We start from the raw sequence: 22,778 nt of genomic DNA, 5'->3' as shown, positions 1-22,778 counted from the left end.
TTAGCGCCCAAGATAGACATCAATCACCTGCTCGTTGGCCTGCACCTCGCGCAGACTCCCCTGCGCCAGCACCCGCCCCTGATGGAGCACCGTGACGTGGTCGGCAATGGTTTCCACAAAGCCCATATCATGTTCCACCACCATCAACGAATGCTTACCCGCCAGCGAGCGAAACAGCTCTGCGGTATATTCGGTCTCCGCATCCGTCATTCCGGCGGCGGGTTCGTCCAGCAACAGCAGATGCGGCTCCTGCACCAGCAGCATGCCGATTTCGAGAAACTGCTTCTGACCGTGAGACAACATCCCGGCGCGGCGCCCTCTTTCTGTCCGCAGGCGTAGCAGACCAAGCATCTCATCAATGCGGTCGCGCTGTTCGCTGTTTAATCTTGCGCGCAGTGACGCCCACACCGATTTGTCATTTTTCATCGCCAGTTCAAGGTTTTCTTCCACCGTCAGCGCTTCGAACACCGTTGGCTTTTGAAATTTGCGACCAATGCCCTGACGGGCAATGGCGATCGGATCCAGCGTGGTCAGATCGGTTGACTGGTCATATAACGCCTTGCCGCTTTGCGGCCGCGTCTTCCCGGTAATCACATCCATCAGCGTGGTTTTCCCCGCACCATTAGGACCAATGATGCAGCGCAGTTCGCCGACGCCAATATTCAGTGTGAGATCGGTTAGCGCCTTAAACCCTTCAAAACTGACGTTGATGTTTTCCAGTTGCAGCACCGGGTCCGTCTGCTGGCGATAGCGATCGCCGGGAACCTGGCGGGTAAAAAGTCCTTCATCTGGCTGCATTATTTGTCTCCTTTGCGGAACAGGCCGAAAATGCCGCGCGGTAAAAACAGCGTAACGCCAATGAAGATAAGCCCCAGAAACAACTGCCAGTATTCCGGCATGATAACGGTGAAGAGGCTTTTGGCGCCGTTTACCGCCACCGCGCCAATGACCGGGCCAATCAGCGAACCGCGCCCGCCGAGCGCTACCCAGATGGCGGCTTCGATAGAATTGGTGGGCGACATTTCGCTGGGGTTAATAATCCCGACCTGTGGCACATACAGCGCCCCCGCCAGTCCGCACAGTACGGCGGAGAGCGTCCAGACCAGCAGCTTGAAGCCTTTCGGGTCATAGCCGCAAAACATCAGCCGGTTCTCCGCGTCGCGCACGGCGGTGAGGACCCGACCAAACTTACTGCGCGCCAGCGCAAATCCCAGCCACAACGCCAACACCAGCAGTAACAGCGTCGCCAGAAACAGCCCGACGCGGGTGGTGGTCGCGGTGACCGGCATGCCGAGGAGAGTGGTAAATCCGGTAAAGCCATTGTTGCCGCCAAAACCGGTCTCATTACGAAAGAACAGCAGCATACCGGCGAAGGTCAGCGCCTGAGTCATGATCGAGAAGTAGACACCTTTAATCTTCGAGCGGAAGGCAAAGTAGCCAAAGATCAGCGCCAGCCCTCCCGGAACCAGCACCACCAGCGCCATCGCCCACGCAAAATGCTGAGTTCCCCACCAGAACCACGGCAACTCGCTCCAGGAGAGAAAGGACATAAACGCCGGCAGCCCTTCGCCGGAAGCCTGGCGCATCAGATACATCCCCATCGCATAGCCGCCAAGCGCGAAGAAAAGCCCGTGTCCCAGCGACAGCATCCCGGCATAGCCCCAGACGAGATCCAGCGCCACGGCAACCACCGCATAGCAGAGGATTTTCCCGGCAAGCTGAAGTGTCCACACAGAAATCGCGAGCGGATGATCGGCAGGCAGCAAGGCGAGAAACGGCAGGATATTCAGCGCCAGCAGGATAATCGCCCCCAGCACCCGACTGACGCGCGGCGCTTTACGCGCCAGTGTTAAGGTCATTGGCATCGTCATGACTCGGTAACCCTCCCTTTCAACGCAAACAGTCCCTGGGGGCGTTTCTGGATAAACAAAATGATCATCACCAGAATCACTATTTTGCCGAGTACCGCCCCCATCTGCGGCTCAAGGATTTTGTTGAATACGCCCAGACCAAACGCCGCCGCCACGCTGCCGGCAAGTTGGCCGACACCGCCCAGCACCACCACCAGGAAGGAGTCGATAATATAGCCCTGGCCCAGTTCCGGGCCGACGTTACCCAGTTGTGACAAGGCGACGCCACCGAGCCCGGCAATCCCCGAGCCCAGACCGAAGGCCAGCATATCCACGCGTCCGGTCGGAACGCCACAGCAGGCCGCCATACTGCGGTTCTGGGTGACCGCACGGACCCGCATGCCCAGTCGCGTTTTGTTCAGCAGCAGCCAGGTGAAAAACAGCACCAGCAGCGTGAAACCCAGTACCACAATGCGATTCCACGGTAAGACCAGACTGGCGTAGACCTGCACGCCACCGGAAAGCCATGCCGGATTCGCCACCTCCAGGTTTTGCGCGCCGAAGGTCATCCGCACGAGCTGGATAATCATCAGGCTTATCCCCCACGTCGCCAGCAGCGTTTCCAGCGGACGTCCGTAAAGATGGCGGATCACCCCGCGTTCCAGAATCATGCCCGCACCGGCGGTAAACAGAAAGGCGACGGGCAAGGCGACGAGTGGATAAAAGGCCAGCCACTGCGGCATAAACTGCGCCATCGCCTGTTGCACCATCCACGTACAGTACGCGCCGAGCATCAGCATCTCGCCGTGCGCCATGTTGATAACCCCCAGCAGACCATAGGTGATCGCCAGTCCCAGCGCCGCCAACAGCAGCACCGATCCCAGCGACAGCCCCATAAACGCCTGTCCGAGCAGATCGCCAATCACCATTCGCTGCTGAATGCGCGCCAGGCTGTCACTGGCCGCCGCACGCACGCTGGCATCCGGTTCATGAGCCTTGTCGGTAAACGGTTGCAGACGTGCCTGCATTTCCGGATCGCTGGATTCCCCCAACAGCGCGATCGCCTCGCGACGAATCTCAGCGGATGGACTGGTCAGTTGCAGATTAGCCAGCACGCGGGTCAGACGGGTTTTCACCTCCACATCGGTTTCCTGCGCGAGGCGTTGTTGGATAAAAGGCAGCATCGCGGGCTGCGCGTCGCGCTGAAGCGCACGGGTCGCTGCCAGCCTTTGTGTGACACTGTCACTAATAAGTTGATGTGTCGCCAGCGCGCCAGCGACAAGAATGCGTAGTCGGTTGGTCAAACGCAGCGGTTTTAACTCGCCGGTAGGGCTACTGGCACTCCCCAGAGCGACGACCTGCGCCCCTGTACGGGTAAAAGCCTGTTTTGTGCTGTCGGTGAGCAGCGCCTCCCGACTCAGCGCTGTCAGCAGCGGCAGACGGTGTGTATCAGGTGCCGCCGCCCACTGTTCGAGCAGTTGCGCCTGCCCGCTGCGACTGGCGGCGACAAACACATCGGCATCGCTGGCCTGAACGAACCATGGCAGAAGCCCGAACGCCAGCAGCAAACCGCGAATAAAGCCCATGGCTTTCATGTCGTGATCTCCAGAAGTCACCCTCCGCAGGAGGGATAAGAACGTTGACAAACCTTGCGACGCTTTCGCCGGATGACGGCTTGCGCCTTATCCGGCCTACATCTGCTTACCCCTGCTCTGTCCAGGCCCGATAAGCTTGCGCCATCGGGCATTCACCCGCAGGAGGGCTTAACGTTAGTTGCTGGCTGTTTTCACCGGTTGTTCTGATTTTTTGTCGTTACCGGCAATGAACGGGCTCCACGGCTGGGCACGAACCGGCTCTTCGGTTTGCCACACGACGTTGAACTGGCCGTTGCCTTCAATCTCGCCAATCATCACCGGTTTATGCAGATGGTGATTGGTGGCATCCATCGTCAGGGTAAAGCCGGACGGCGCCTTGAAGGATTGTCCGGCCATCGCCGCGCGGACTTTATCCACATCCGTCGTCCCGGCTTTCTCGACCGCCTGCGCCCACATATGCAGGCCTACGTATGTGGCTTCCATCGGATCGTTAGTCACGACGGTGTCAGCATTGGGCAGCTTATGGGCTTTGGCGTACGCCCGGTAATCGGCGACAAATTTCTGGTTGGTGGCGTTATCAACCGATTCGAAGTAGTTCCAGGCGGCGAGGTTACCCACCAGCGGTTTGGTATCAATCCCACGCAGCTCCTCTTCGCCGACGGAAAACGCGACCACCGGAACGTCGGTGGCTTTCAGCCCCTGGTTTGCCAGTTCTTTATAAAACGGGACGTTGGAATCGCCATTGATGGTCGATACCACGGCCGTTTTGCCACTGGCGGAGAATTTTTTGATATTGGCGACAATGGTCTGGTAATCACTGTGACCAAACGGGGTGTAGACCTCTTCGATATCTTTATCGGCAATCCCTTTGGAATGCAGGAACGCACGCAGGATTTTGTTGGTGGTACGCGGATAGACGTAATCGGTACCCAGCAGGAAGAAGCGTTTGGCGTTTCCGCCGTCCTCACTCAACAGGTACTCAACCGCCGGGATGGCCTGCTGGTTGGGAGCCGCGCCGGTGTAGAAGACGTTCGGCGACATCTCTTCCCCCTCGTACTGGACGGGGTAGAACAGCAGACCGTTCAGCTCTTCAAAAACCGGCAACACCGACTTGCGCGACACGGAGGTCCAGCAGCCAAACACCACCGCCACCTTATCCTGGCTCAGCAACTGTCGTGCTTTCTCGGCAAACAGAGGCCAGTTTGAGGCCGGGTCAACCACCACCGGTTCCAGCTTTTTACCTAATACGCCCCCTTTAGCGTTGATCTCATCAATCGTCATCAGGGCCACGTCTTTCAGCGGCGTTTCGGAGATAGCCATCGTGCCGGAAAGTGAATGCATAATGCCCACTTTGATGGTGTCGGCGGCCTGAACGCTAAAACTGAGGCCCATCGCGACAGCCGAGGCCGAAAGGGCAAACGCTTTAAGTAAGGTACGACGCTGCATAATTTCACTCCTGAAAATAAAAATGCGGTGAGTTCTGGTGCGACCCGACAAACAACACGGCGCAAAAAAGTTCAGGAGGAATGAAGCAAAAAAGATGCCAAAATATTTTTCCAGGGTCCAAATTGCTTTATCGGGCTATTGGTTCTTATTCCATGTGGTGTGAAAACCATAAGTTGCACGAAAATCTGTTTACAATTGCCCTAAATTAGTCTTATTGCTACAAAGAATAGAAGTTTTAACCTGACGTAATCATTTGAATGGAGTCAGGTTATGGACACAACAGAAGAACTGGGCAGTACCTATTTTTATCAGGGAAACACAAATGTAACACCGCAAGAACTGTTCTGGCTGATATTCGCCGAGGGCCTGGCAAGTCATTTGGGTATATCAGTAGAGACAGCTGCAACAATTTTAACCGGACTCCCCCTTATACCTAAGCGTAAAGTCCTTGGAGCATCAGGTTCCCGAACCAGTATAGCTTCGAAGCTAGCACGTAAAATTTTCAAGGACGCCCGATTCCCTGATGGCCTAAGAGTTGAAACCACGATAGGTATGGGCAAGAGCCGATTCACTAATAAAATAGGAACTGCAATAGGCCGAGCCGTTCCGTATGTTGGTTATGCACAAGCAGCGGTAGTATTTAGCCTCGTAGCCAGAGAAACGAGACATAAATACAACCTGATAGCACGGCCAAAAGATCGTATTGCCTGGATATATTTCTGATGCTATTACCCGATGAACAAGAGTTTTTAAATTACATCACAGAGCACTATAGCGAGCGTAAACGCCCTGCCAGCAAGGAATGGACGTTTCAGGAGTTTTTTAATCTTGTGCCTGAAGATCTGGAGGATATGCTCATTGACTTATTCACGAGATATGGCATTGAGCACAATAATTTTGCACTCGACAACTACTTTGAACCTGAGCTGTTCTGGTGGCAGTGGAAGCGCAAAAAGGAGTGGCGTGGTCGGCAACTTAAACCTTTGACGCTCGAAATGATTATTGAATCAGCAAAGGCCGGATATTGGCTGTATGACTAAGAAAGTGAACCACAATGAACCCGCGTTGCATTATTTATGTGCAACGCGGTGTGCATTATTGAGGCAACTTACCAGACCTGTTGAGCTATTTCGGTGATAAGTTTGATTTTGTTCCACTGCTGGGCGTGCGTGAGGGTGTTCCCCTCTTCCGTTGACGCAAAACCGCACTGCGGGCTGAGGCAAATTTGCGCTTTATCGACATAGTGTGCGGCTTCCTGCAGGCGTGATTTTACACCCTCCGGATTTTCCAGTTCGCCATTTTTAGTGGTTATCAGTCCCAGCACCACCTGCTGATGACCTGGGCGGATAAAACGCAGCGGCGCAAAATCACCGGAGCGGTCGTTATCGTACTCCAGGAAGAAAGCATCGACGTTGACGCTGCCGAACAGGATCTCCGCAACCGGCTCATAGCCGCCTTCGGAGATCCAGGTTGAGCGGAAGTTACCGCGACAGACGTGCAGGCCCACCGTCAGATCGGCCGGTTTATCCGCCAGCGCGCGGTTGATAACATCGGCATAAATCCGCGCCAAGGCGTCAGGATTATCACCACGTTCGCGAATTTGCTGGCGCTGAGCATCGGAACAGAGATAAGCCCACACCGTGTCATCCAGTTGCAGGTAGCGACAGCCTGCGGCGTAAAAAGCATGGATAGCATCGCGCCAGGTCGTCGCCAGATCGTCAAAATAGGCCTCCAGATCCGGATAGACCGTCGCATCGATATCCTTACGCCCGCCGCGAAAGTGCAGCACGCTGGGGCTGGGAATGGTCATCTTCGGTTGTGCGTTCCCGCTAATGCTCTTCAGATAGCGGAAATCTTCCAGCATCGGGTGATCGCCGAACGCCAGCTTGCCGGTAACCCGTACGCCATGCGCTTTGGTCTGCACACCATTAAACTGAATGCCCTGCTGTGAATCATAACGCTCAACCCCTTGCAGGCCGTCGAAGAAATCAAAATGCCACCAGGCGCGGCGGAATTCACCATCAGTAACCACGTGCAGACCGCAGGCGCACTGCTGTTCGACCACCCGGCGAATCGCTTCGTCTTCAATGGCGCGCAACTGCGGTGCGGTTAATTCTCCGCGCGAGAACTGCTGGCGGGCAACTTTGATGTCGTCGGGGCGTAAAAAGCTGCCAACGACTTCTGCGCGAAATGGGGCCTGTTGTCTTTGCATGTGATCTCCTTCGTCGTCAGGCAAAGGTTGCCTGACGTGATAGTTTCTTATTTGAACATTTAGACTTCTGGATGTCTATGCGTCCAAATTGACATGCAATGGTCGTGCAGGCAAACGAGATAAATTCATGGATGATGAAAATAATTCATCTTCAGTCAGCGGGACCGGCAAACGCGTAGCCTTCATCTGCCCATCCGGTGATACCACCAATCATCACCTTCACTGGTATGCCCAGTCTGGCGAGCTTCAGCGCCGCGCGGTCGGCACCGTTACAATGAGGCCCGGCGCAGTAAACCACGAACAGCGTATCCGCAGGCCACTGTGCCATGCGTTCGGCGGTCATCATGGCATGCGGCAGATGAATAGCCCCCGGAATATGCCGACGTGCAAACGTCTCCGGTTTTCCTACCACATGGAGTAAGACGAAATCTGGTTCCCCGCTGTGGATGCTTTCATAAACATCGGCACAATCGGTCTCCAGACTCAGACGCGACAGGAAATGATTGACCGCAACGGGGGATGCGGCGGCAGGAAACTCCGTGACATGACTCATTCTACTTTCTCCTCAGGGATGATTGTGTTTACAATAATTTAACCATCCCTGCGCTCACATACCGCCTTCGACCATGCCAAAAAACACCAGGATCATGCCAAAATCGCCACGCCCGCTTGTGGTCGTGCTCGCCTATGACGGACTGTGCACCTTCGAATTTGGTGTAGCAGTCGAAATCTTTGGTCTGCCGCGCCCGGAACTGGGCGCCGACTGGTATCGTTTTGCCGTCGCGTCTGTCGATGCCGGGCCTCTGCGCGCGACCGGCGGCGTGCGGATGATGGTGGATGGAGGGCTGGAACTGTTGGCTGAGGCCGATATCGTTGTTGTTCCCGGCTGGCGGGACAGCGACGCGCCGGTACCCGAAGCCTTGTGTGCCGCGCTGCGTGCCGCATGGGCGCGAGGTTGCCGTCTGTTGTCGATCTGTTCTGGCGTGTTTGTGTTGGCAGCCACTGGGTTACTGGACGGGCGCAAGGCCACCACCCACTGGCGCTACACGGACACGCTTCGGCAGCGTTTTCCGGCTATCGAGGTGCTGGATGACGTTCTCTACCATGATGCCGGGCTGTTGCTGACCTCGGCGGGCAGCGCCGCGGGGATCGATCTTTGTCTTTATCTGATCCGGGAAGACTACGGGCTTGAGGTTGCCAACAGCGTTGCCCGACGACTGGTGGTGCAGCCCCATCGCGACGGCGCGCAGCCACAGCAACTTCTGCGCCCCGTTGCCCGGCAGCGTGAAAGCCAGACACTGGGCCCGTTGTTTGATTTTCTGCATCAGAATCTGACGATGAATCACGACACCGCCTCGCTGGCCAAACGCGCCGGGATGAGTCCGCGTACGTTTTTACGCCGTTTTACCGACTGTACGGGTACTACGCCAGCGCGCTGGATCCTTAACGAACGTTTATTACGGGCGCGCGATTACCTGGAAAATTCACCGCTCAGCGTGGAATTGATCGCAGAACAAACCGGTTTTAGCAGCGCCGCGCTATTTCGCCACCACTTTCGACACATGTATTGTCAGTCCCCTTCACAATATCGAAAGAAATTTACTTTTATCGCTAAATAATCACCTAATTCAGCTTTTGTTTAGGTTAAAGCTGCTATTATCTCTTTCACCAACCGAAATTAAGGTAAGCGAGGAAACACACCACCAATTAAATGGAGGCAACAATGCTGGGTAATATGAACGTTTTTATGGCCGTTCTGGGAATCATTTTATTTTCTGGATTTCTGGCCGCTTATTTCAGCCACAAATGGGATGACTAATGAACGGAGAAAGTCCTGAACCGATAAGGCCTCTTGTCGCATCACTGCACAAGGGGCCATTTTTTATGTCTGACCGGCAAAAAAAACCGCCGGATAACCGACGGTGAATGCTTGCATGGATAGATTTGTGTTTTACTTTTTCCACCGTCCCGCCAGTCCCGGCAGCGACAATGGATCACAAACACCCTACCATGCCGATTCTCAATGAACGTTAAACGACAAAGATTAAGATTCCGGTGTTTCTCGTTTCCACTCTTTTTTACTCTGGCAACATGCAGTGCGGGAAGACCACGGTTCAGCCGAACGCGTATTTTGTAAGTCCTGCGATTCGGGACGCGAATTCCAGCGTTTTCTCTGTAATTTCTTGCGCATGAACAGCTGCATATTACCTCCGGGTTTCACTGTTTTAGTCCATTAATCAACTTGTTGATGGAAATTTAGCATATCGAGTGCAGGTTAATGTCAATAAAACATCTGTTTTGTAAAGACGGGCAACCCACAACGAATTATTTAAACCGGGAACGTCAACAAACAGTTTAATTTACTGCGTAGCTAACTGACTGAGAATGGTGTGCCCCAAATAATTACTCCAGTTAAAACTATTTTGCAGCACCACCACCGCATTCTGATTCCGCTTGTCAAAGCCAATATAACTGGAATAGCCGCCAATATATCCGACCTGATAAGTGACCTGACGATCGGCTAACGTATCGGTTACCCACGCAATATTTGCCGCTTCTTTCTGACGATAAAACTGGGTACGGGAAACATCCGCAAATGCGCGGGCGAGCACGGCGTTGTCCCCTGGCGCAACATGGGCCCGTGCGTAGCCCGCCAGATCGCGTGCGCTGCTGTATAAACTCGCCGCCCCGACCATGTTGTGATTAAACGTCCAGTCCGGCGTCAGTTCACCGCGTGGAATGAGCTTCGGCTGATCTCCCGCGTGGCCTAATGCGCGATACGGATAGGCTTTGAGCGTCGTCGGCACAAAACTGCTGTTGCGCATCTGTAATGGCTGGAAGATCAGACGATTCGCCAGTGACGGGATCGACTCTCCGGTCTGACGTTGCACGATGTAGCCAAGCAGCGCGTATCCGATATTGGAATAGCGCGGCACGCGCGTCTCAGGCGCGGTGAAGTCACTGAGAAATGTCAGCACCGTATCGTTATCCAGTTGGGTATAAAAATTTTCACCCGTACTGAAATAGCACAGGAGATTTTCCAGGGTCAGCAGATCCATCGGCTGTCTGGGCAAACCGGAGGTGTGCGTCGCCAGTTGTCGCAGGGTAATCTTTCTGGCGTCCTCGCTCAGCGGCGTATTGATCGGCAGCAGTTGTGCCAGCGTGTCATCCCACTGAAGCACGCCCTGATTCACCAGAATGGTAGTGACTTCCGCGGTCACCCCTTTGCTCAGCGACCCCAGGGCAAACAGCGTGTCCGGGGTAATCGGATAACGGTGTCGGCTGTCGGTCACTCCGTAACTGTGGAACTCCACCGGTCCGTTGTGCTGAATGACCGCAACCACCATCCCGGTTACCTGTTTTTCCTGCATATACTGGCGGATCATCGGATCGATACCGCGCGCATAGTATCCCACCACCGCCTGCGCACGCTGTTCGGCGGGCATATTCATCTGCGATAAGGTGCTGTTGCCACAACCGGCCAGCAGCAGGACAGAGGAAAGAAGGAGTGGCGTGGATCCTTTCACAGGCGGAACGTCGCCTGAGGGGGAACAGCGCAGAAAGGAAGGAAAACAGACATGTGCAACCGCGGGCTCCGAAAAAAGAAGCCCGCATTGTACATCAAGTTGTCAGCATTGGGTTGTCGATCGTGTTATCCCGCTAAACCACGGTGTTTGAGCATGGGGTCGATCTGCGGTTCATCTCCTCGCCAGGCCGAATAAAGATGCTCTAAATCTTCACTGTTTCCCCGCGATAAAACCGCCTCGCGAAAACGCTGGCCGTTCTCGCGCGTCAGCCCGCCCTGCTCCACAAACCACTGAAAGCCGTCATCCGCCAGCATCTGCGTCCAGAGATAAGCGTAATAGCCTGCCGCGTAGCCACCGCCAAAAATATGCGCAAAATAGCTGCTGCGATAGCGCGGCGGTACTGCCGGAAGACTGAGTTGTTCTGCCGCCAGCAGTTGCTTTTCAAACCGCTCAACGTCCTGGTCGGTCTCGTCAACAGACAGCCTGTGCCAGCCCATATCCAGCAGCGCGGCGCTGAGCAGTTCGCTCATGTCATAGCCTTTATTGAACAGGCTTGCCTTACGCATCTTGTCCTGTAACGCCGCGGGCATTTTCTCACCGGTGATGGCATGGCGCGCATAGCGCTCAAATACCACCGGATGACTTGCCCAGTGCTCGTTGATCTGCGATGGAAACTCAACGAAATCACGCGGCGTATTGGTTCCCGAGAGCGTGGCATAGCGTTGTGAGGCAAACAGTCCGTGCAGGGTATGACCGAACTCATGGAACAGCGTGATGACATCATCCCAGAGTAACAGCGCGGGCTGTCCCGCCGCGGGCTTCTGATAATTACAGACGTTGTAGATAACCGGTTGGGTTTCGTTAAGCGTCGACTGCTCGACAAAATTGCCCATCCAGGCACCGCCGCTTTTCGAATCACGGGCAAAGAAATCACCGTAAAAAAGCGCCAGCCCGACGCCGTTATGATCGAAGATTTCCCAGACGCGCACATCCGGATGGTAGACCGGAATATCAAAGCGCTCGATGAATTTAATGCCAAAGAGTTGGTTGGCGGTCCAGAACACCCCTTCGTGCAGTACGGTATCCAGTTCGAAATACGGTTTTAGCTGCGATTCATCTAACGCATATTTCGCACGGCGCACCTGCTCGGCATAAAACGACCAGTCCCAGGCCTGCGCGGTAAACCCGCCCTGTTCATCATCAATGACCTGCTGAATATCGGCCAGTTCATTCAACGCCCGCTGACGTGCGGCAGGCACGATCGCGCGCATAAAGGCCAGCGCGGCGTCTGGCGTTTTTGCCATCTGATCGGCGATTTTCCACGACGCGTAATCCGCAAAGCCCAGCAGTTGCGCCTGGCGGGCGCGAAGGGTGACCAGTCGCTGAACCAGCGTTCGCGTGTCATTGTCGTCCCCTTTCTCAGCGCGACGCCATCCGGCGTTAAACAGATTTTCCCGCGTCTGGCGATCGCGCAACGCGCTCAACGCCGGCTGTTGAGTGGTATTCAGTAACGCAATGAGCCATCCCTCGGTTAGCCCTTTTTCACTCGCCGCCTGCCGCGCGCTGGCTATCTCTTCCTCACTGAGTCCCTCCAGTTGATGGGCAGAGTCCACCACCAGACCACCGGATTTATTCGCTGCCAGCAGCCGCTGGTTAAACTGGCTGGTGAGCGTCGCCGCTTCGGTATTCAGTCGCCGGAGCTGCATTTTGTCGGCGTCGCTCAGTTGCGCACCGGCAAGGACAAAGCGCTGATGTGTCACCTCAATCAAACGAACGGATTCGCTGTCGAGTCCCAGCGCATCGCGCTGCTGCCAGACGTGGTCGATGCGGGAAAACAGCACGCTGTTCAGCCAGATATCATTCGCCAGTTCGGCGAGTTCGGCAGAAAACGCCTCATCGAGACGCTGCAGTTCCTCATTGGTATGGGCGGCGGTCATGGCGAAGAAGACGCTGGTGACGCGGGTTAGCAGTTCACCGCTTTTCTCCAGCGCGAGAACGGTATTGGCAAAATCCGGGGCATCGTTACTGGCAATAATGGCGGCGATGTCCTCGCGCTTTTGCTTCATCCCCTCATCAAATGCGGGACGATAATGACCGATCTCAATCAGATCAAAACGCGATGCCTGATACGGTAGCAGGCTGTGGCTAAAGAACGGATTCGTTAACGACATCTTTCACTCCTGAAAACGATTTGTTCAATAGAGTAGGCTTCAGGGTAAAAGACCGCAATCCTGTAAAACCAGCATTACCCGCGTGAGCGGATCGCGTGCTATGGTAGTTAAACGTAAAAAGCGTTGAGGAACAGTGAGATGATCGTTTTAGTAACCGGAGCAACAGCAGGTTTTGGTGAATGCATTACACGTCGTTTTGTTGAGAACGGGCATAAAGTCATTGCCACTGGCCGTCGCCAGGAACGCCTGCAAGAGTTAAAAGAGTCGCTGGGTGATAACGTCCTGACCGCCCAACTGGATGTCCGCAACCGCGCGGCCATTGAAGAGATGCTGGCTTCATTGCCTGCCGGGTGGCGTGACATCGACCTGCTGGTCAACAACGCCGGGCTGGCGCTGGGTCTGGAACCGGCGCATAAAGCCAGCGTGGAAGACTGGGAAACCATGATCGATACCAACAACAAAGGACTGGTTTACATGACCCGCGCCGTACTGCCAGGCATGGTAGAACGTAACCGGGGTCATATCATCAATATCGGCTCTACGGCTGGTAGTTGGCCTTATGCTGGCGGCAACGTCTATGGCGCGACCAAAGCGTTTGTTCGTCAGTTCAGCCTGAACCTGCGCACCGACCTGCACGGCACGGCGGTTCGCGTCACGGATATCGAACCGGGTCTGGTCGGCGGTACGGAGTTTTCTAATGTGCGCTTTAAAGGCGACGACAACAAAGCGGGCAAAACCTATGAGAACACCACGGCGCTGACGCCGGAAGATGTGACCGAAGCGGTCTGGTGGGTTGCCACCCTGCCTGCTCATGTGAACATCAATACGGTAGAAATGATGCCTGTGACGCAGTCTTTTGCCGGACTGAGCGTTCATCGCGGTTAATTTTGCCTCCCGGCCTGCGGGCCGGGTATAGCTCGCGACAAAAAAGTGGTAGAATTTGTGGGTTAACTTTTTCAAAAGTAAGAGCGAATGACCGTCGAAACGCAACTCAACCCTACACAGCCCGTAAATCAGCAGATTTATCGCATTCTTCGCCGTGACATCGTGCACTGCCTCATTGCGCCAGGTACGCCGCTGTCCGAAAAAGAGGTGTCTGTTCGCTTCGATGTCTCTCGCCAACCGGTGCGTGAAGCGTTTATTAAGCTCGCGGAAAATGGATTGATCCAGATCCGTCCGCAGCGCGGCAGCTACGTTAACAAGATCTCCCTCTCGCAGGTGCGAAACGGCTGTTTTGTCCGTCAGGCTATCGAATGCGCGGTGGCGCGACGGGCCGCAACCCAGATCACCGACAGTCAATGCTATCAGCTTGAGCAGAATCTCAATCAGCAGCGGATTGCCATTGAGCGCAAACAGCTGAACGATTTCTTCGAGCTGGATGACAATTTTCACCAGAAACTGGCAACCATTGCGGACTGTCAGCTGGCCTGGGACACCATCGAAAATATCAAGGCCACTATCGACCGTGTGCGTTACATGAGCCTCGATCACGTCTCTCCACCGGAAATGTTGCTCCGTCAACACCTCGATATTTTTGCCGCCCTGGAAAAGCACGACGCCGATGCCGTTGAGCAGGCCATGACCCAACATCTGCAAGAAATTGGCGAATCGGTCCTGCTGATCCGCCAGGAAAACAGCGACTGGTTCAGCGAAGAGTAATTCTCCCCCTCATCTCCTGTGAGATGAGGTTTCCCCGTTTTCTCCTCTGCATGTCCACATCAAAAAAGATGTGAGATTGATCAAAAACAAAAAAAATCCTGACTGATAAGCGTATTTATATAGCGCCCGTTACGTGGGACCTGAGCCCGCGGGCTTTGACGGTAAGTTAGAAAGGAGAAAATACCATGATGACATACGATCGTAACCGTAACGCAATCACCACAGGCAGTCGTGTGATGATCAGTGGCACCGGCCATACCGGTCGCATCAAAGCGATTGATACCGAGGGTCGGGATGCGGCGCAAATTCGTCGTGAAAAAACAGTCGAAGTGGAAGGCTGTGAAGGCAAATTTGCTCCGGTAGAACTGATTCGGCTCGGCATGAACTAATGGTGTGAGTGCCGGATAATGCCTTGATTATCCGGCAGTCCTGAGGCAGTTACTTCACTTTTTCCGCATATTTCGCCACGGTGGCTTTCGCCCCTTCCGCCAGCAACGTCCGATACGCCGCTTTCACCGCCTGCGTGAACAGCGCTACCTGTGGCAGTTCGTTACCAAAGATCGCGTCGATACCCAGCAGTGCCTCAACGCGGCTTTCACCTTCTGCACTGTTTTGTACCGCCTGTTGGATAACCGGCAGTAGCGGATCGTTCACTTCGATAGCATTCCCCTGCTCGTCCACGCCGCCGACATAGCGCATCCAGCCCGCCACGCCCAGCGCCAGTAAATCAAAGCGGCTGTTATGTGCCAGATGCCAGCGCACAGAATCCAGCATCCGCTGAGGCAGTTTCTGGCTACCGTCCATCGCAATCTGCCAGGTACGGTGACGCAGCGCCGGGTTGCTGTAGCGTTCGATGAGGAGACTGGCATAACGGGTAAGATCCACACCCTGCACTTTCAGCGTCGGCGCCTGCTCGTTAAGCATCAGCGCGCGGGCTGCCACGCGGTAATTTTTATCACCCATGCAGTCGTTGATATGCTGATACCCGGCAAGATAACCCAGATACGCGAGGAATGAGTGGCTGCCGTTAAGCATACGCAGTTTCATCTCTTCAAACGGGATCACATCAGAGACCAGTTCTGCCCCTGCTTTTTCCCACTGCGGACGACCGGCAACAAAGTTATCTTCAATCACCCACTGACGGAACGGCTCGCAGGCCACGCCCGCCGGATCGCGCACGCCGGTCAGGTTTTCGATTTTATCCAGCGTGTCGGCGGTGACGGCCGGAACGATACGGTCAACCATCGTCGACGGGAACGTGACGTGTTGTTCGATCCACGCAGCCAGTTCTGCATCCACCGCACGTGCATAGGCGGTGACCACGTTACGCATCACGTGACCGTTTTCCGGCATGTTGTCGCAAGACATCACGGTAAAGGCCGCTAAGCCTGCCGCTTTACGACGCGCCAGCGCTTCAACCACCACGCCCGGCGCAGATTTCGGCTGATGAGGGTTTTGCAGATCGGCGGCGATCATTGGGTGATCCAGCATCAGTTGTCCGGTCGCCGGGGAATGACAATACCCTTTCTCCGTAATCGTCAGTGAAACAATCGCAACCTGCGGTTCACACATCGCCGACAGCACGCTCTCCAACCCGTCAACCTGCGCATGCAGCGCTTTTTTCACCACGCCCACGACTCTCGCGGTCCAGGCATCGGCAGACATTTCCGCCACGGTATAGAGATTATCCTGCTGCTTGAGATCGGCGATCTGCTGCTCGCCACCAATCAGGTTCACTTCGCAGTAACCCCAGTCGCTGTTGTGCTCTGCCGCCAGAATGTCGGTATAGACGCCCTGGTGCGCACGGTGGAAAGCACCAAAACCAAGATGAACAATACGCGGGATCAGTCGGTTGCGATCGTAGTCAGGAAGCGTCGCCTTTGCCGTTAAGAGCTTGTTTTGCATTGTATGACCTACTTTGAATGAAATCAGGACGGTCCCAGAGTAACGCCTGTATGGTTGTATGTTTTGATTTGAATTAATATTTTGCTAATTGGTATAACATCATTTAAAAGTTATGTGACAAGATATTTTCCCGGATACTGTGCCTGGCGACCAGGGTGAAAGCCCTCTGGGCTGAAATGAAAGTTGGCTGCATCCATGCAGCCATTCCGGGAGGATCCATCTCTTAATCGTGCTTATGCCACTCCTGATATTCGCGCTTGAGTCGCAGAGGCGCCGTCTCAGGCATCGTGAGCAAGCCGATAATAGAAATGACACCAAGAACAATCACATAGCTTGCTAGCCCGTAGTAATGCCCGCCTGTCATCTGCAAAATCTTCACTGCCACCAGACCCAATACCCCGCTGCCAATCAGAGAACCCAATTGCCAGATTAAGGCGATGCCGCTGCAACGAATGTGGGTCGGGAACAACTCCGGGAAGAATGACGCCTGTGGTGCGTAGCACATACTGTGACCAAAGCTAATGACGATAATCATCACCAGTTGCGTTAACCAGAAATTATCCTGATTAATCGCAAGGAAGAACGGAATGATCATGACGACCTGGATCAGCGCTCCCATTATATACACCGGCTTACGACCAATTTTGTCGCAGAGCGCGCCCATCATCGGTATGGCAAAGACTTCTATCACCACTGCAATAATCATGGTTTCCATTAAGATGTTGGCATCCAGATTATTGGCTTTGCCATACGCCAGGACGATCACTGTGAACATCGCGAAAGTACAGGCTTCAATCAGTTTTGCGCAGACACCTTTCACCACAATACCAGGGAAATCGCGAATGACCTCGATCAATGGACGGGATTCTTCCGCTTTCGTCTCACGTATCTGTGCAAAGACCGGTGATTCATCGATTCTCAGACGAATGAACAGACCGACGATCACCAGCAACAGACTGAGCAGGAATGGGATACGCCAACCGTAATCCATCATCGCTTCAGGGGATAACGTAGCATTGAGCAACGCAAACAGCGCCATCGGCAACAGGAAACCGACCGGTGCACCGATTTGTACCCAACTGGCAAAGAATCCCCGGCGTTTAGGTTCTGCATATTCAGCCGTCATCAATACAGCCCCTGCCTGTTCACCGCCGACACCAAATCCCTGGAGTACGCGAATAAAGATCAACAGTGCTGGTGCCCATACGCCGATTTTTTCGTACGTCGGCAATAAGCCAATGCAGAATGTCCCGAGCCCGACGATCAATATCGTGATAACCAGCGCTTTTTTACGACCCACTTTATCGCCGATATGACCAAAGACAATTCCTCCCAGTGGCCTCGCCAGGAAGCCCACCGCATAAGTGGCAAATGCCGCCAGCGTACTGATTAGCGGATCGTCACTGGGGAAGAACAGATGTCCAAAGAACAGTACCGCTGCGGTGCCATAAGCAAAAAAGTCATAGTATTCGGCGGCAGTACCAATCGCTGAAGCCGAGGCGACACGACGAACTACAGGTTTGCTATCAACATCATTTTTAATATCAACGGAACTAACCATAAATAATTACCTTCGTTGGTTCAGAGGTGAACAACATCCATGTCGTATAAATTTTAACTTACCAATTCCACAAGGTGCCATCTTCAAGCCGGGCAACCGGCAGATAGGCGGGGTCATAGGGATATTTCGCTGCCAGCTTTTCATCGAACTCAATACCCAGTCCTGGTTTCTCGCCCGGGTGCATATAGCCGTTGTCGAAGGTCCAGTTGTTCGGGAACACTTCCAGCATCTGCTCGGAATAGCCCATGAACTCCTGAACGCCAAAGTTCGGTACCCACAGGTCGAAGTGCAGCGCAGCGGCCATACAGACCGGAGAAAGATCGGACGGACCGTGCGATCCTGTCCGCACCTGATACAGAGAGGCGAAGTCAGCGATACGACGCATACCGGTGATCCCACCCGCATGGGTGATTGTGGTGCGAATGTAATCGATGAGCTGTTCTTCAATAAGCTGCTTGCAGTCCCAGATGCTGTTAAAGACTTCACCGACGGCAATCGGGGTCACCGTATGCTGACGAATCAGGCGGAAACACTCCTGGTTTTCGGCAGGCGTCGGGTCTTCCATCCAGAAAAGGCGATAATCTTCGATGCTTTTACCAAAGCGCGCCGCTTCAATTGGCGTCAGACGATGGTGCATGTCGTGCAGCAAATGTTCGTTAAAGCCGAACTTATTGCGCACCGCCTCGAACAATTTCGGCGTGAAATCGAGATATTTTTCGGTTGACCACAGCTGTTCTTCTGGCCACTGCCCTTTTGTCGCCGGTTCATAAGCCAGCCCTTTCCCCTTCGCCATACCGTAGGTGGTTTTCATGCCCGGCACGCCGCACTGTACGCGAATGGCCTTGAATCCCATCTCTTTATGACGCGCATAGTCTTCCAGCACATCATCAACGGTGTGACCCGTGGTGTGGCAGTAAACCATCACGCCTTCACGCGATGCGCCACCGAGCAACTGGTACAGCGGCATGTTGGCGGCTTTGGCTTTGATATCCCACAGCGCCATGTCGACGGCGGAGATGGCAGACATGGTCACCGGTCCGCGACGCCAGTACGCGCCTTTATAAAAGAACTGCCAGATATCTTCGATGCGGTGGGCATCACGGCCGATTAACTGCGGGCAAAGATGATCTTTCAGGTACGATGCGACGGACAGCTCACGTCCATTCAGCGTTGCGTCTCCCAGACCGGTGATGCCGTCCTCGGTCGTAATTTTCAACGTGACAAAGTTACGCCCTGGACAGGTGACAAAAACCTCAGCCCCTACAATCTTCATTTTTTCTTCCTGGTTCTGTGTGGTGATGGTGAGAATCTATGCAATTCGCATACTACCATACAAGTATAAATGATCTGTTTTTCTGGACAGATCACAAAACTCGCGGATCAGCTAATGGAATGTTGACTTCAGAAAGGTGAAAAGACGGCCCTGAAGAACAGGAACCGTCACAATTGAACAACGTCAGACGCGACTGGCTGCCGCAGAACGCCGCTTCCCGGTCACCGACTGCGCGGCGTCTTCAGGTATCCGCAGATCGCGGTCGCACACTTCTGGCATCAGGAGTGCCGAGAGCAGACCAATCAGGGAATAAATCACGATCATCACCAGAATCGGCAACCAGTTTCCCGTCATGTTGCAGAAAATCCCTGCCAGCACCGGTCCAAAGCCGACCGCCACCAGTCCCCCTGCTTCTTTGGCGATCGCCATACGGGTAAAGCGATTACGTGAGCCAAAGATTTCTGCCATCGTAATGTTTTCCAGGGCAAATAATCCCAGCACCGCGACGTTATGAATGACGATCAGGGCCGTCATGATAACGCCAGGGTGATAAGTGTTATCCACCACGATGGATAACATTGGGTACGCGAGAATAATCGCCGAAATATTCAGCACGATATAAGGTAAACGACGGCCAAATTTGTCGGATAACCAGCCCAGGAGCGGGATAGTGATAAAGCCAATCACCGAACTGATCATCAGCGCATCCGTCGGGATGGACTTATTAAACAGCAACGTCTGTACCAGATATCCGGCAAGAAACGTCTGGATCAACCCCGAGTTACCGGCCTGACCAAAGCGTAATCCTGTCGCCAACCAGAAAGATTTACTGGTAAACATCGTTCCTGCTGAAATCGCCTCCTGCGGGGATGTCGCCGGAGAATCTCCCTCATTGACCTGCTCGAAGACGGGACTCTCTTTCAGATTCAACCGCAACCAGATAGCAAAAATCATCACGACGACGCTTGCCAGGAAGGGAATACGCCAACCCCATGCCAGCAAGGCTTCGCGATCGAGCGCAAAGAACATCACCGCCCAAATCGCGGTGGCACTAAGCGTGCCGCAGTTTGTTCCCATCGCGACCAGTGATGAAATAATTCCCCGTTTACCGACTGGCGCATATTCTGCGAGCATGGTTCCGGCGCCGGATATTTCTGCCCCGGCGCCGAGTCCCTGAATAATACGTAATGTCACTAACAACACAGGTGCAAAAATGCCTATCTGTGCATACGTCGGAAGTATACCGATTAAGGTCGTACACATTCCCATTAATGTGATGGTGATAAACAGCACCTTCTTACGCCCAATCCGGTCCCCCATTTTGCCGAAAAAGAAGGCCCCGATAATACGGGCGATATAGCCTGCGCCGTAAGTTCCCATTGCGAGAATTAACGCCATTGCCGCCGATTGTTCCGGAAAAAATATTTCATGGAAAACCAGCGCAGCACCCAGAGAATATAACTGAAAGTCCATAAATTCTAATGCGGTTCCTAACCAACCAGAAATCGCGGCGCGCACCAGATCCCGGGTGCTTCTTTCATGCTTTGTTGTATTCATATCGTCTGTCTCTACAGAGTAAATGCGTACCACGGAATACCCGAATCGTCAGGTGTCCATCGCATGAATTAATTTTAAGCGGAAAAAGTGAGTAATACTTTACAGCAGCTCTGCTGATCGGTTTCAAATAGTGTTATGGCATCGATAACCTGGCGATAGTTAAACTGATGCGTGATGAGTTTCTCAGGGTCGATTAGTTTTTTTTGCATCCACTCAATAACGGTTGGAAATTTATGTGCATTCAGTCTGGATGAGAAAATCGTGAGTTCTTTTCCGGTAATTCCCTGTTGGGTTATCTGGCAGGGCTCACTGGAAAAGCCCATTATCACAATACGCGCCGCGGGTGACGCCAGGTCAATGGCTTCAGACAGGATGGCGGGATGGCAGGCTGCATCGATAATCAGCGTTGGCCTGACGCCCTTTTCCGCCAGATATTCCGCTAATGACTGCCGGGCATTATTTATTGTTTCATCGGCGCCGCACGCTTTTGCCATTGCCAGGCGCGCGTCAATCCGATCAACAACAATAACCGTTTTGACCTGATATACGCCTTTCAGTGCCTGGACGGTGGTTAACCCCATCGGACCGGCACCATAAATTAAGGCAATATCATTTTTTTCTGGCGCAACCTGGCCGGTGACATTCGCGGCAATCGTAAAGGGTTCAACCATTACCGCCTGTCGGTCACTGACCGAATCCGGAATACGATAAACATTACTTTCCGGAACCGTGACATATTCGCTGAAACCACCATCACGATGGACACCTAATACCGTTAACGAGGTACAGACATTGGGTTTACCGACAGTGCAGGGATAACAGACGCCGCAACTTATTACCGGATCCACCACAACACGCTCGCCGGGGCGTTTATTCTCCACCTCCTCACCGACCGCATCAATAATGCCATAAAACTCATGACCAATGACGCGAGGATATTGCGCAAAAGGATTATGTCCACGATATATATGACTATCCGATCCGCAAATGCCTGCTATTTTTACCTTAACCCTTACTTCTCCAGGTTCTGGCAAGGGTAATGGACGTTGTTCAATACGTAAATTATTGGGTTGTTGAATCACTATACTTTCCATGCGTTTTCCTTACATCAAATTAGTGATGCAAGAAACTTATTCTTCCTACAACTACCATACAAGTATAATGATCAAAAAATCACCAGGCGATCACAAAAATGAGACGCTTATCCGCGTCCCCATCCCGCCACAATAATCAGCATTCCGCTGAGTGCAATGAGCGCCCCGCTCCAGTCGTACAGGCTGAGTTTTACCCCATCCACCACGCGCAGCCAGATAAGCGCAGTACAAACATAAACGCCACCATACGCAGCGTACACCCGGCCGCTGGCGGCAGGATGCAGCGTCAACAACCAGACGAACAGCGCCAGCGCAACGCTTGCAGGTAACAGCAACCAGACGCTAGCTCCCCGCTTTAGCCAGAGCCAGGGGAGAAAGCAGCCGACAATTTCGCAAAGCGCGGTGGCAAAAAAAAGCAGCGTTGTTTTGATCATCTGAATCGTTCATTTACCTAAGGTTCAGGCATGATACGCCATAATCGCCTTATCTTATCCATAACCTTGCGGCGGGTATGCCCTGTGCGAGGAATCGTGTAGAATTTGTCTGTCAATGATGCTTTTTGCGTCGCTCATAAAAGGAACTTGCCATGAACATTACGCTTCGCAAACGTCTGTGCCTGACGGCAATGCTGCTGCTGGGTGCCGTCGTCTACATCGCGACCGCCCAGGCTGAGACCAGCCGACTGGTGATCGAATCAGGTGACAGCGCCTTGAGTCGTCAACAGGCAGCTATGCAAAAAGAACAATGGGATGACACGCGTAGTCTGCGTCAAAAAATCAACAAGCGCGCGGAAAAAGAGTGGGATAAAGCGGATGCTGCTTTTGATAACCGCGACAGCTGCGAACAGAGCGCCAATCTGAATGCGTACTGGGAGCCGAACACCCTGCGCTGTCTGGATCGTCGCACCGGTCGCGTGGTTGCCCCCTGA

22 protein-coding genes are annotated in these 22,778 nt (G+C 53.7%); 8 read left to right on the top strand and 14 right to left on the bottom strand.

The genetic code is table 11. The features are described from left to right. The 4 genes from urtD to urtA all read right to left on the bottom strand — a co-directional run bounded on the left by urtD (nucleotide 1) and on the right by urtA (nucleotide 4,891). Nucleotides 1–798: an urea ABC transporter ATP-binding protein UrtD gene (gene urtD / locus F384_RS06900; RefSeq protein WP_046480779.1), complete on the bottom strand. Its 798-nt coding sequence runs from the start codon at nucleotides 796–798 to the stop codon at nucleotides 1–3. Next, on the bottom strand, nucleotides 798–1,871 hold the full coding sequence (gene urtC, locus F384_RS06895) for an urea ABC transporter permease subunit UrtC (protein WP_046480778.1): 1,074 nt from the start codon (nucleotides 1,869–1,871) through the stop codon (nucleotides 798–800). The genes urtD and urtC overlap by 1 nt, the downstream gene beginning before the upstream one ends. Then, on the bottom strand, nucleotides 1,868–3,445 hold the full coding sequence (urtB, locus tag F384_RS06890; protein WP_046480776.1) for an urea ABC transporter permease subunit UrtB: 1,578 nt from the start codon (nucleotides 3,443–3,445) through the stop codon (nucleotides 1,868–1,870). Before urtB ends, urtC begins: the two co-directional genes overlap by 4 nt. Nucleotides 3,446–3,619: 174 nt before the next feature. Continuing rightward, nucleotides 3,620–4,891: an urea ABC transporter substrate-binding protein gene (urtA, locus tag F384_RS06885; protein ID WP_046480774.1), complete on the bottom strand. Its 1,272-nt coding sequence runs from the start codon at nucleotides 4,889–4,891 to the stop codon at nucleotides 3,620–3,622. A gap of 270 nt (nucleotides 4,892–5,161) precedes the next feature. Here urtA and F384_RS06880 point away from each other — a divergent pair, with 270 nt between their 5' ends. Both F384_RS06880 and F384_RS06875 read left to right on the top strand, forming a co-directional pair. Further along, nucleotides 5,162–5,614 (top strand): STM2901 family protein, encoded by a 453-nt coding sequence (locus F384_RS06880; protein WP_046480772.1) that lies wholly within the window; start codon nucleotides 5,162–5,164, stop codon nucleotides 5,612–5,614. After that, a complete protein-coding gene (locus tag F384_RS06875) occupies nucleotides 5,614–5,931 on the top strand; it encodes a DUF1493 family protein (RefSeq protein ID WP_046480771.1) in 318 nt (105 codons plus the stop codon). Before F384_RS06880 ends, F384_RS06875 begins: the two co-directional genes overlap by 1 nt. Nucleotides 5,932–5,999: 68 nt before the next feature. Here F384_RS06875 and F384_RS06870 read toward each other — a convergent pair whose 3' ends face one another. Together F384_RS06870 and F384_RS06865 are read right to left on the bottom strand one after the other, a co-directional pair. Next, nucleotides 6,000–7,103, bottom strand: a complete 1,104-nt coding sequence (locus F384_RS06870) for a cobalamin-independent methionine synthase II family protein (RefSeq protein ID WP_046480769.1) — start codon at nucleotides 7,101–7,103, stop codon at nucleotides 6,000–6,002. A 151-nt stretch (nucleotides 7,104–7,254) separates the two neighbouring features. Further along, nucleotides 7,255–7,656 carry a rhodanese-like domain-containing protein gene (locus F384_RS06865; protein ID WP_046480768.1) on the bottom strand — a complete coding sequence of 134 codons (402 nt, stop codon included), beginning with the start codon at nucleotides 7,654–7,656 and terminating at the stop codon, nucleotides 7,255–7,257. Between the two features lie 94 nt (nucleotides 7,657–7,750). Between F384_RS06865 and ftrA the strand changes: the two genes are divergently transcribed. Both ftrA and mgtS read left to right on the top strand, forming a co-directional pair. Further along, nucleotides 7,751–8,722: a transcriptional regulator FtrA gene (gene ftrA, locus F384_RS06860; protein WP_413541462.1), complete on the top strand. Its 972-nt coding sequence runs from the start codon at nucleotides 7,751–7,753 to the stop codon at nucleotides 8,720–8,722. A gap of 104 nt (nucleotides 8,723–8,826) precedes the next feature. Next, nucleotides 8,827–8,922, top strand: coding sequence for a protein MgtS (gene mgtS / locus F384_RS29800; RefSeq protein WP_000901367.1), 96 nt, complete (start codon nucleotides 8,827–8,829; stop codon nucleotides 8,920–8,922). Nucleotides 8,923–9,463: 541 nt separating this feature from the next. Here mgtS and F384_RS06850 read toward each other — a convergent pair. Then, on the bottom strand, nucleotides 9,464–10,549 hold the full coding sequence (locus F384_RS06850; RefSeq protein ID WP_046497847.1) for a serine hydrolase domain-containing protein: 1,086 nt from the start codon (nucleotides 10,547–10,549) through the stop codon (nucleotides 9,464–9,466). Nucleotides 10,550–10,755: 206 nt separating this feature from the next. Continuing rightward, the gene (dcp, locus tag F384_RS06845) at nucleotides 10,756–12,801 is read right to left on the bottom strand and encodes a peptidyl-dipeptidase Dcp (protein WP_046480607.1); all 2,046 of its coding nucleotides are present in this window, start codon (nucleotides 12,799–12,801) and stop codon (nucleotides 10,756–10,758) included. 138 nt (nucleotides 12,802–12,939) lie between these two features. Between dcp and ydfG the strand changes: the two genes are divergently transcribed. The 3 genes from ydfG (at nucleotide 12,940) to ydfZ (ending at nucleotide 14,849) form a co-directional block, all read left to right on the top strand. Then, nucleotides 12,940–13,686, top strand: coding sequence for a bifunctional NADP-dependent 3-hydroxy acid dehydrogenase/3-hydroxypropionate dehydrogenase YdfG (gene ydfG / locus F384_RS06840; protein ID WP_046480605.1), 747 nt, complete (start codon nucleotides 12,940–12,942; stop codon nucleotides 13,684–13,686). Between the two features lie 87 nt (nucleotides 13,687–13,773). After that, the gene (locus F384_RS06835; protein ID WP_046480603.1) at nucleotides 13,774–14,460 is read left to right on the top strand and encodes a GntR family transcriptional regulator; all 687 of its coding nucleotides are present in this window, start codon (nucleotides 13,774–13,776) and stop codon (nucleotides 14,458–14,460) included. A 185-nt stretch (nucleotides 14,461–14,645) separates the two neighbouring features. Further along, nucleotides 14,646–14,849 (top strand): putative selenium delivery protein YdfZ, encoded by a 204-nt coding sequence (ydfZ, locus tag F384_RS06830; RefSeq protein ID WP_046480602.1) that lies wholly within the window; start codon nucleotides 14,646–14,648, stop codon nucleotides 14,847–14,849. Between the two features lie 49 nt (nucleotides 14,850–14,898). Here the strand turns inward: ydfZ and F384_RS06825 are convergent, their stop codons facing one another. From F384_RS06825 to F384_RS06800, 6 genes are all read right to left on the bottom strand, one after another. After that, nucleotides 14,899–16,365 (bottom strand): mannitol dehydrogenase family protein, encoded by a 1,467-nt coding sequence (locus tag F384_RS06825; protein ID WP_046480600.1) that lies wholly within the window; start codon nucleotides 16,363–16,365, stop codon nucleotides 14,899–14,901. A gap of 223 nt (nucleotides 16,366–16,588) precedes the next feature. Then, complete coding sequence (locus F384_RS06820) at nucleotides 16,589–17,926, bottom strand: MFS transporter (protein ID WP_046480599.1); 1,338 nt, start codon at nucleotides 17,924–17,926, stop codon at nucleotides 16,589–16,591. A 58-nt stretch (nucleotides 17,927–17,984) separates the two neighbouring features. After that, nucleotides 17,985–19,199 carry a starvation-sensing protein RspA gene (rspA, locus tag F384_RS06815; protein ID WP_046480597.1) on the bottom strand — a complete coding sequence of 405 codons (1,215 nt, stop codon included), beginning with the start codon at nucleotides 19,197–19,199 and terminating at the stop codon, nucleotides 17,985–17,987. Between the two features lie 183 nt (nucleotides 19,200–19,382). Further along, the gene (locus tag F384_RS06810; RefSeq protein ID WP_046480595.1) at nucleotides 19,383–20,756 is read right to left on the bottom strand and encodes an MFS transporter; all 1,374 of its coding nucleotides are present in this window, start codon (nucleotides 20,754–20,756) and stop codon (nucleotides 19,383–19,385) included. 74 nt (nucleotides 20,757–20,830) lie between these two features. Continuing rightward, nucleotides 20,831–21,850: a Zn-dependent oxidoreductase gene (locus F384_RS06805; RefSeq protein ID WP_046480593.1), complete on the bottom strand. Its 1,020-nt coding sequence runs from the start codon at nucleotides 21,848–21,850 to the stop codon at nucleotides 20,831–20,833. Nucleotides 21,851–21,957: 107 nt separating this feature from the next. Further along, a complete protein-coding gene (locus F384_RS06800; RefSeq protein WP_046480591.1) occupies nucleotides 21,958–22,284 on the bottom strand; it encodes a YnfA family protein in 327 nt (108 codons plus the stop codon). Nucleotides 22,285–22,436: 152 nt separating this feature from the next. Between F384_RS06800 and F384_RS06795 the strand changes: the two genes are divergently transcribed. Next, nucleotides 22,437–22,778 carry a DUF1283 family protein gene (locus F384_RS06795; RefSeq protein ID WP_046480589.1) on the top strand — a complete coding sequence of 114 codons (342 nt, stop codon included), beginning with the start codon at nucleotides 22,437–22,439 and terminating at the stop codon, nucleotides 22,776–22,778.

Source organism: Citrobacter amalonaticus Y19, assembly GCF_000981805.1.
GTDB classification, from domain to species: Bacteria; Pseudomonadota; Gammaproteobacteria; order Enterobacterales; family Enterobacteriaceae; genus Citrobacter_A; species Citrobacter_A amalonaticus_C.
Note: the sequence above shows the minus strand (reverse complement) of the source record. Positions and strands in the feature narration are given on the sequence as shown.

Bases quoted from the DNA above. Each gene is read 5' to 3' on its own strand.
- urtD (WP_046480779.1), bottom strand. From the start codon at position 798: ATGCAGCCAGATGAAGGACTTTTTACCCGCCAGGTTCCCGGCGATCGC.
- urtC (WP_046480778.1), bottom strand. From the start codon at position 1,871: ATGACGATGCCAATGACCTTAACACTGGCGCGTAAAGCGCCGCGCGTC.
- urtB (WP_046480776.1), bottom strand. From the start codon at position 3,445: ATGAAAGCCATGGGCTTTATTCGCGGTTTGCTGCTGGCGTTCGGGCTT.
- urtA (WP_046480774.1), bottom strand. From the start codon at position 4,891: ATGCAGCGTCGTACCTTACTTAAAGCGTTTGCCCTTTCGGCCTCGGCT.
- F384_RS06880 (WP_046480772.1), top strand. From the start codon at position 5,162: ATGGACACAACAGAAGAACTGGGCAGTACCTATTTTTATCAGGGAAAC.
- F384_RS06875 (WP_046480771.1), top strand. From the start codon at position 5,614: ATGCTATTACCCGATGAACAAGAGTTTTTAAATTACATCACAGAGCAC.
- F384_RS06870 (WP_046480769.1), bottom strand. From the start codon at position 7,103: ATGCAAAGACAACAGGCCCCATTTCGCGCAGAAGTCGTTGGCAGCTTT.
- F384_RS06865 (WP_046480768.1), bottom strand. From the start codon at position 7,656: ATGAGTCATGTCACGGAGTTTCCTGCCGCCGCATCCCCCGTTGCGGTC.
- ftrA (WP_413541462.1), top strand. From the start codon at position 7,751: ATGCCAAAATCGCCACGCCCGCTTGTGGTCGTGCTCGCCTATGACGGA.
- mgtS (WP_000901367.1), top strand. From the start codon at position 8,827: ATGCTGGGTAATATGAACGTTTTTATGGCCGTTCTGGGAATCATTTTA.
- F384_RS06850 (WP_046497847.1), bottom strand. From the start codon at position 10,549: ATGCCCGCCGAACAGCGTGCGCAGGCGGTGGTGGGATACTATGCGCGC.
- dcp (WP_046480607.1), bottom strand. From the start codon at position 12,801: ATGTCGTTAACGAATCCGTTCTTTAGCCACAGCCTGCTACCGTATCAG.
- ydfG (WP_046480605.1), top strand. From the start codon at position 12,940: ATGATCGTTTTAGTAACCGGAGCAACAGCAGGTTTTGGTGAATGCATT.
- F384_RS06835 (WP_046480603.1), top strand. From the start codon at position 13,774: ATGACCGTCGAAACGCAACTCAACCCTACACAGCCCGTAAATCAGCAG.
- ydfZ (WP_046480602.1), top strand. From the start codon at position 14,646: ATGATGACATACGATCGTAACCGTAACGCAATCACCACAGGCAGTCGT.
- F384_RS06825 (WP_046480600.1), bottom strand. From the start codon at position 16,365: ATGCAAAACAAGCTCTTAACGGCAAAGGCGACGCTTCCTGACTACGAT.
- F384_RS06820 (WP_046480599.1), bottom strand. From the start codon at position 17,926: ATGGTTAGTTCCGTTGATATTAAAAATGATGTTGATAGCAAACCTGTA.
- rspA (WP_046480597.1), bottom strand. From the start codon at position 19,199: ATGAAGATTGTAGGGGCTGAGGTTTTTGTCACCTGTCCAGGGCGTAAC.
- F384_RS06810 (WP_046480595.1), bottom strand. From the start codon at position 20,756: ATGAATACAACAAAGCATGAAAGAAGCACCCGGGATCTGGTGCGCGCC.
- F384_RS06805 (WP_046480593.1), bottom strand. From the start codon at position 21,850: ATGGAAAGTATAGTGATTCAACAACCCAATAATTTACGTATTGAACAA.
- F384_RS06800 (WP_046480591.1), bottom strand. From the start codon at position 22,284: ATGATCAAAACAACGCTGCTTTTTTTTGCCACCGCGCTTTGCGAAATT.
- F384_RS06795 (WP_046480589.1), top strand. From the start codon at position 22,437: ATGAACATTACGCTTCGCAAACGTCTGTGCCTGACGGCAATGCTGCTG.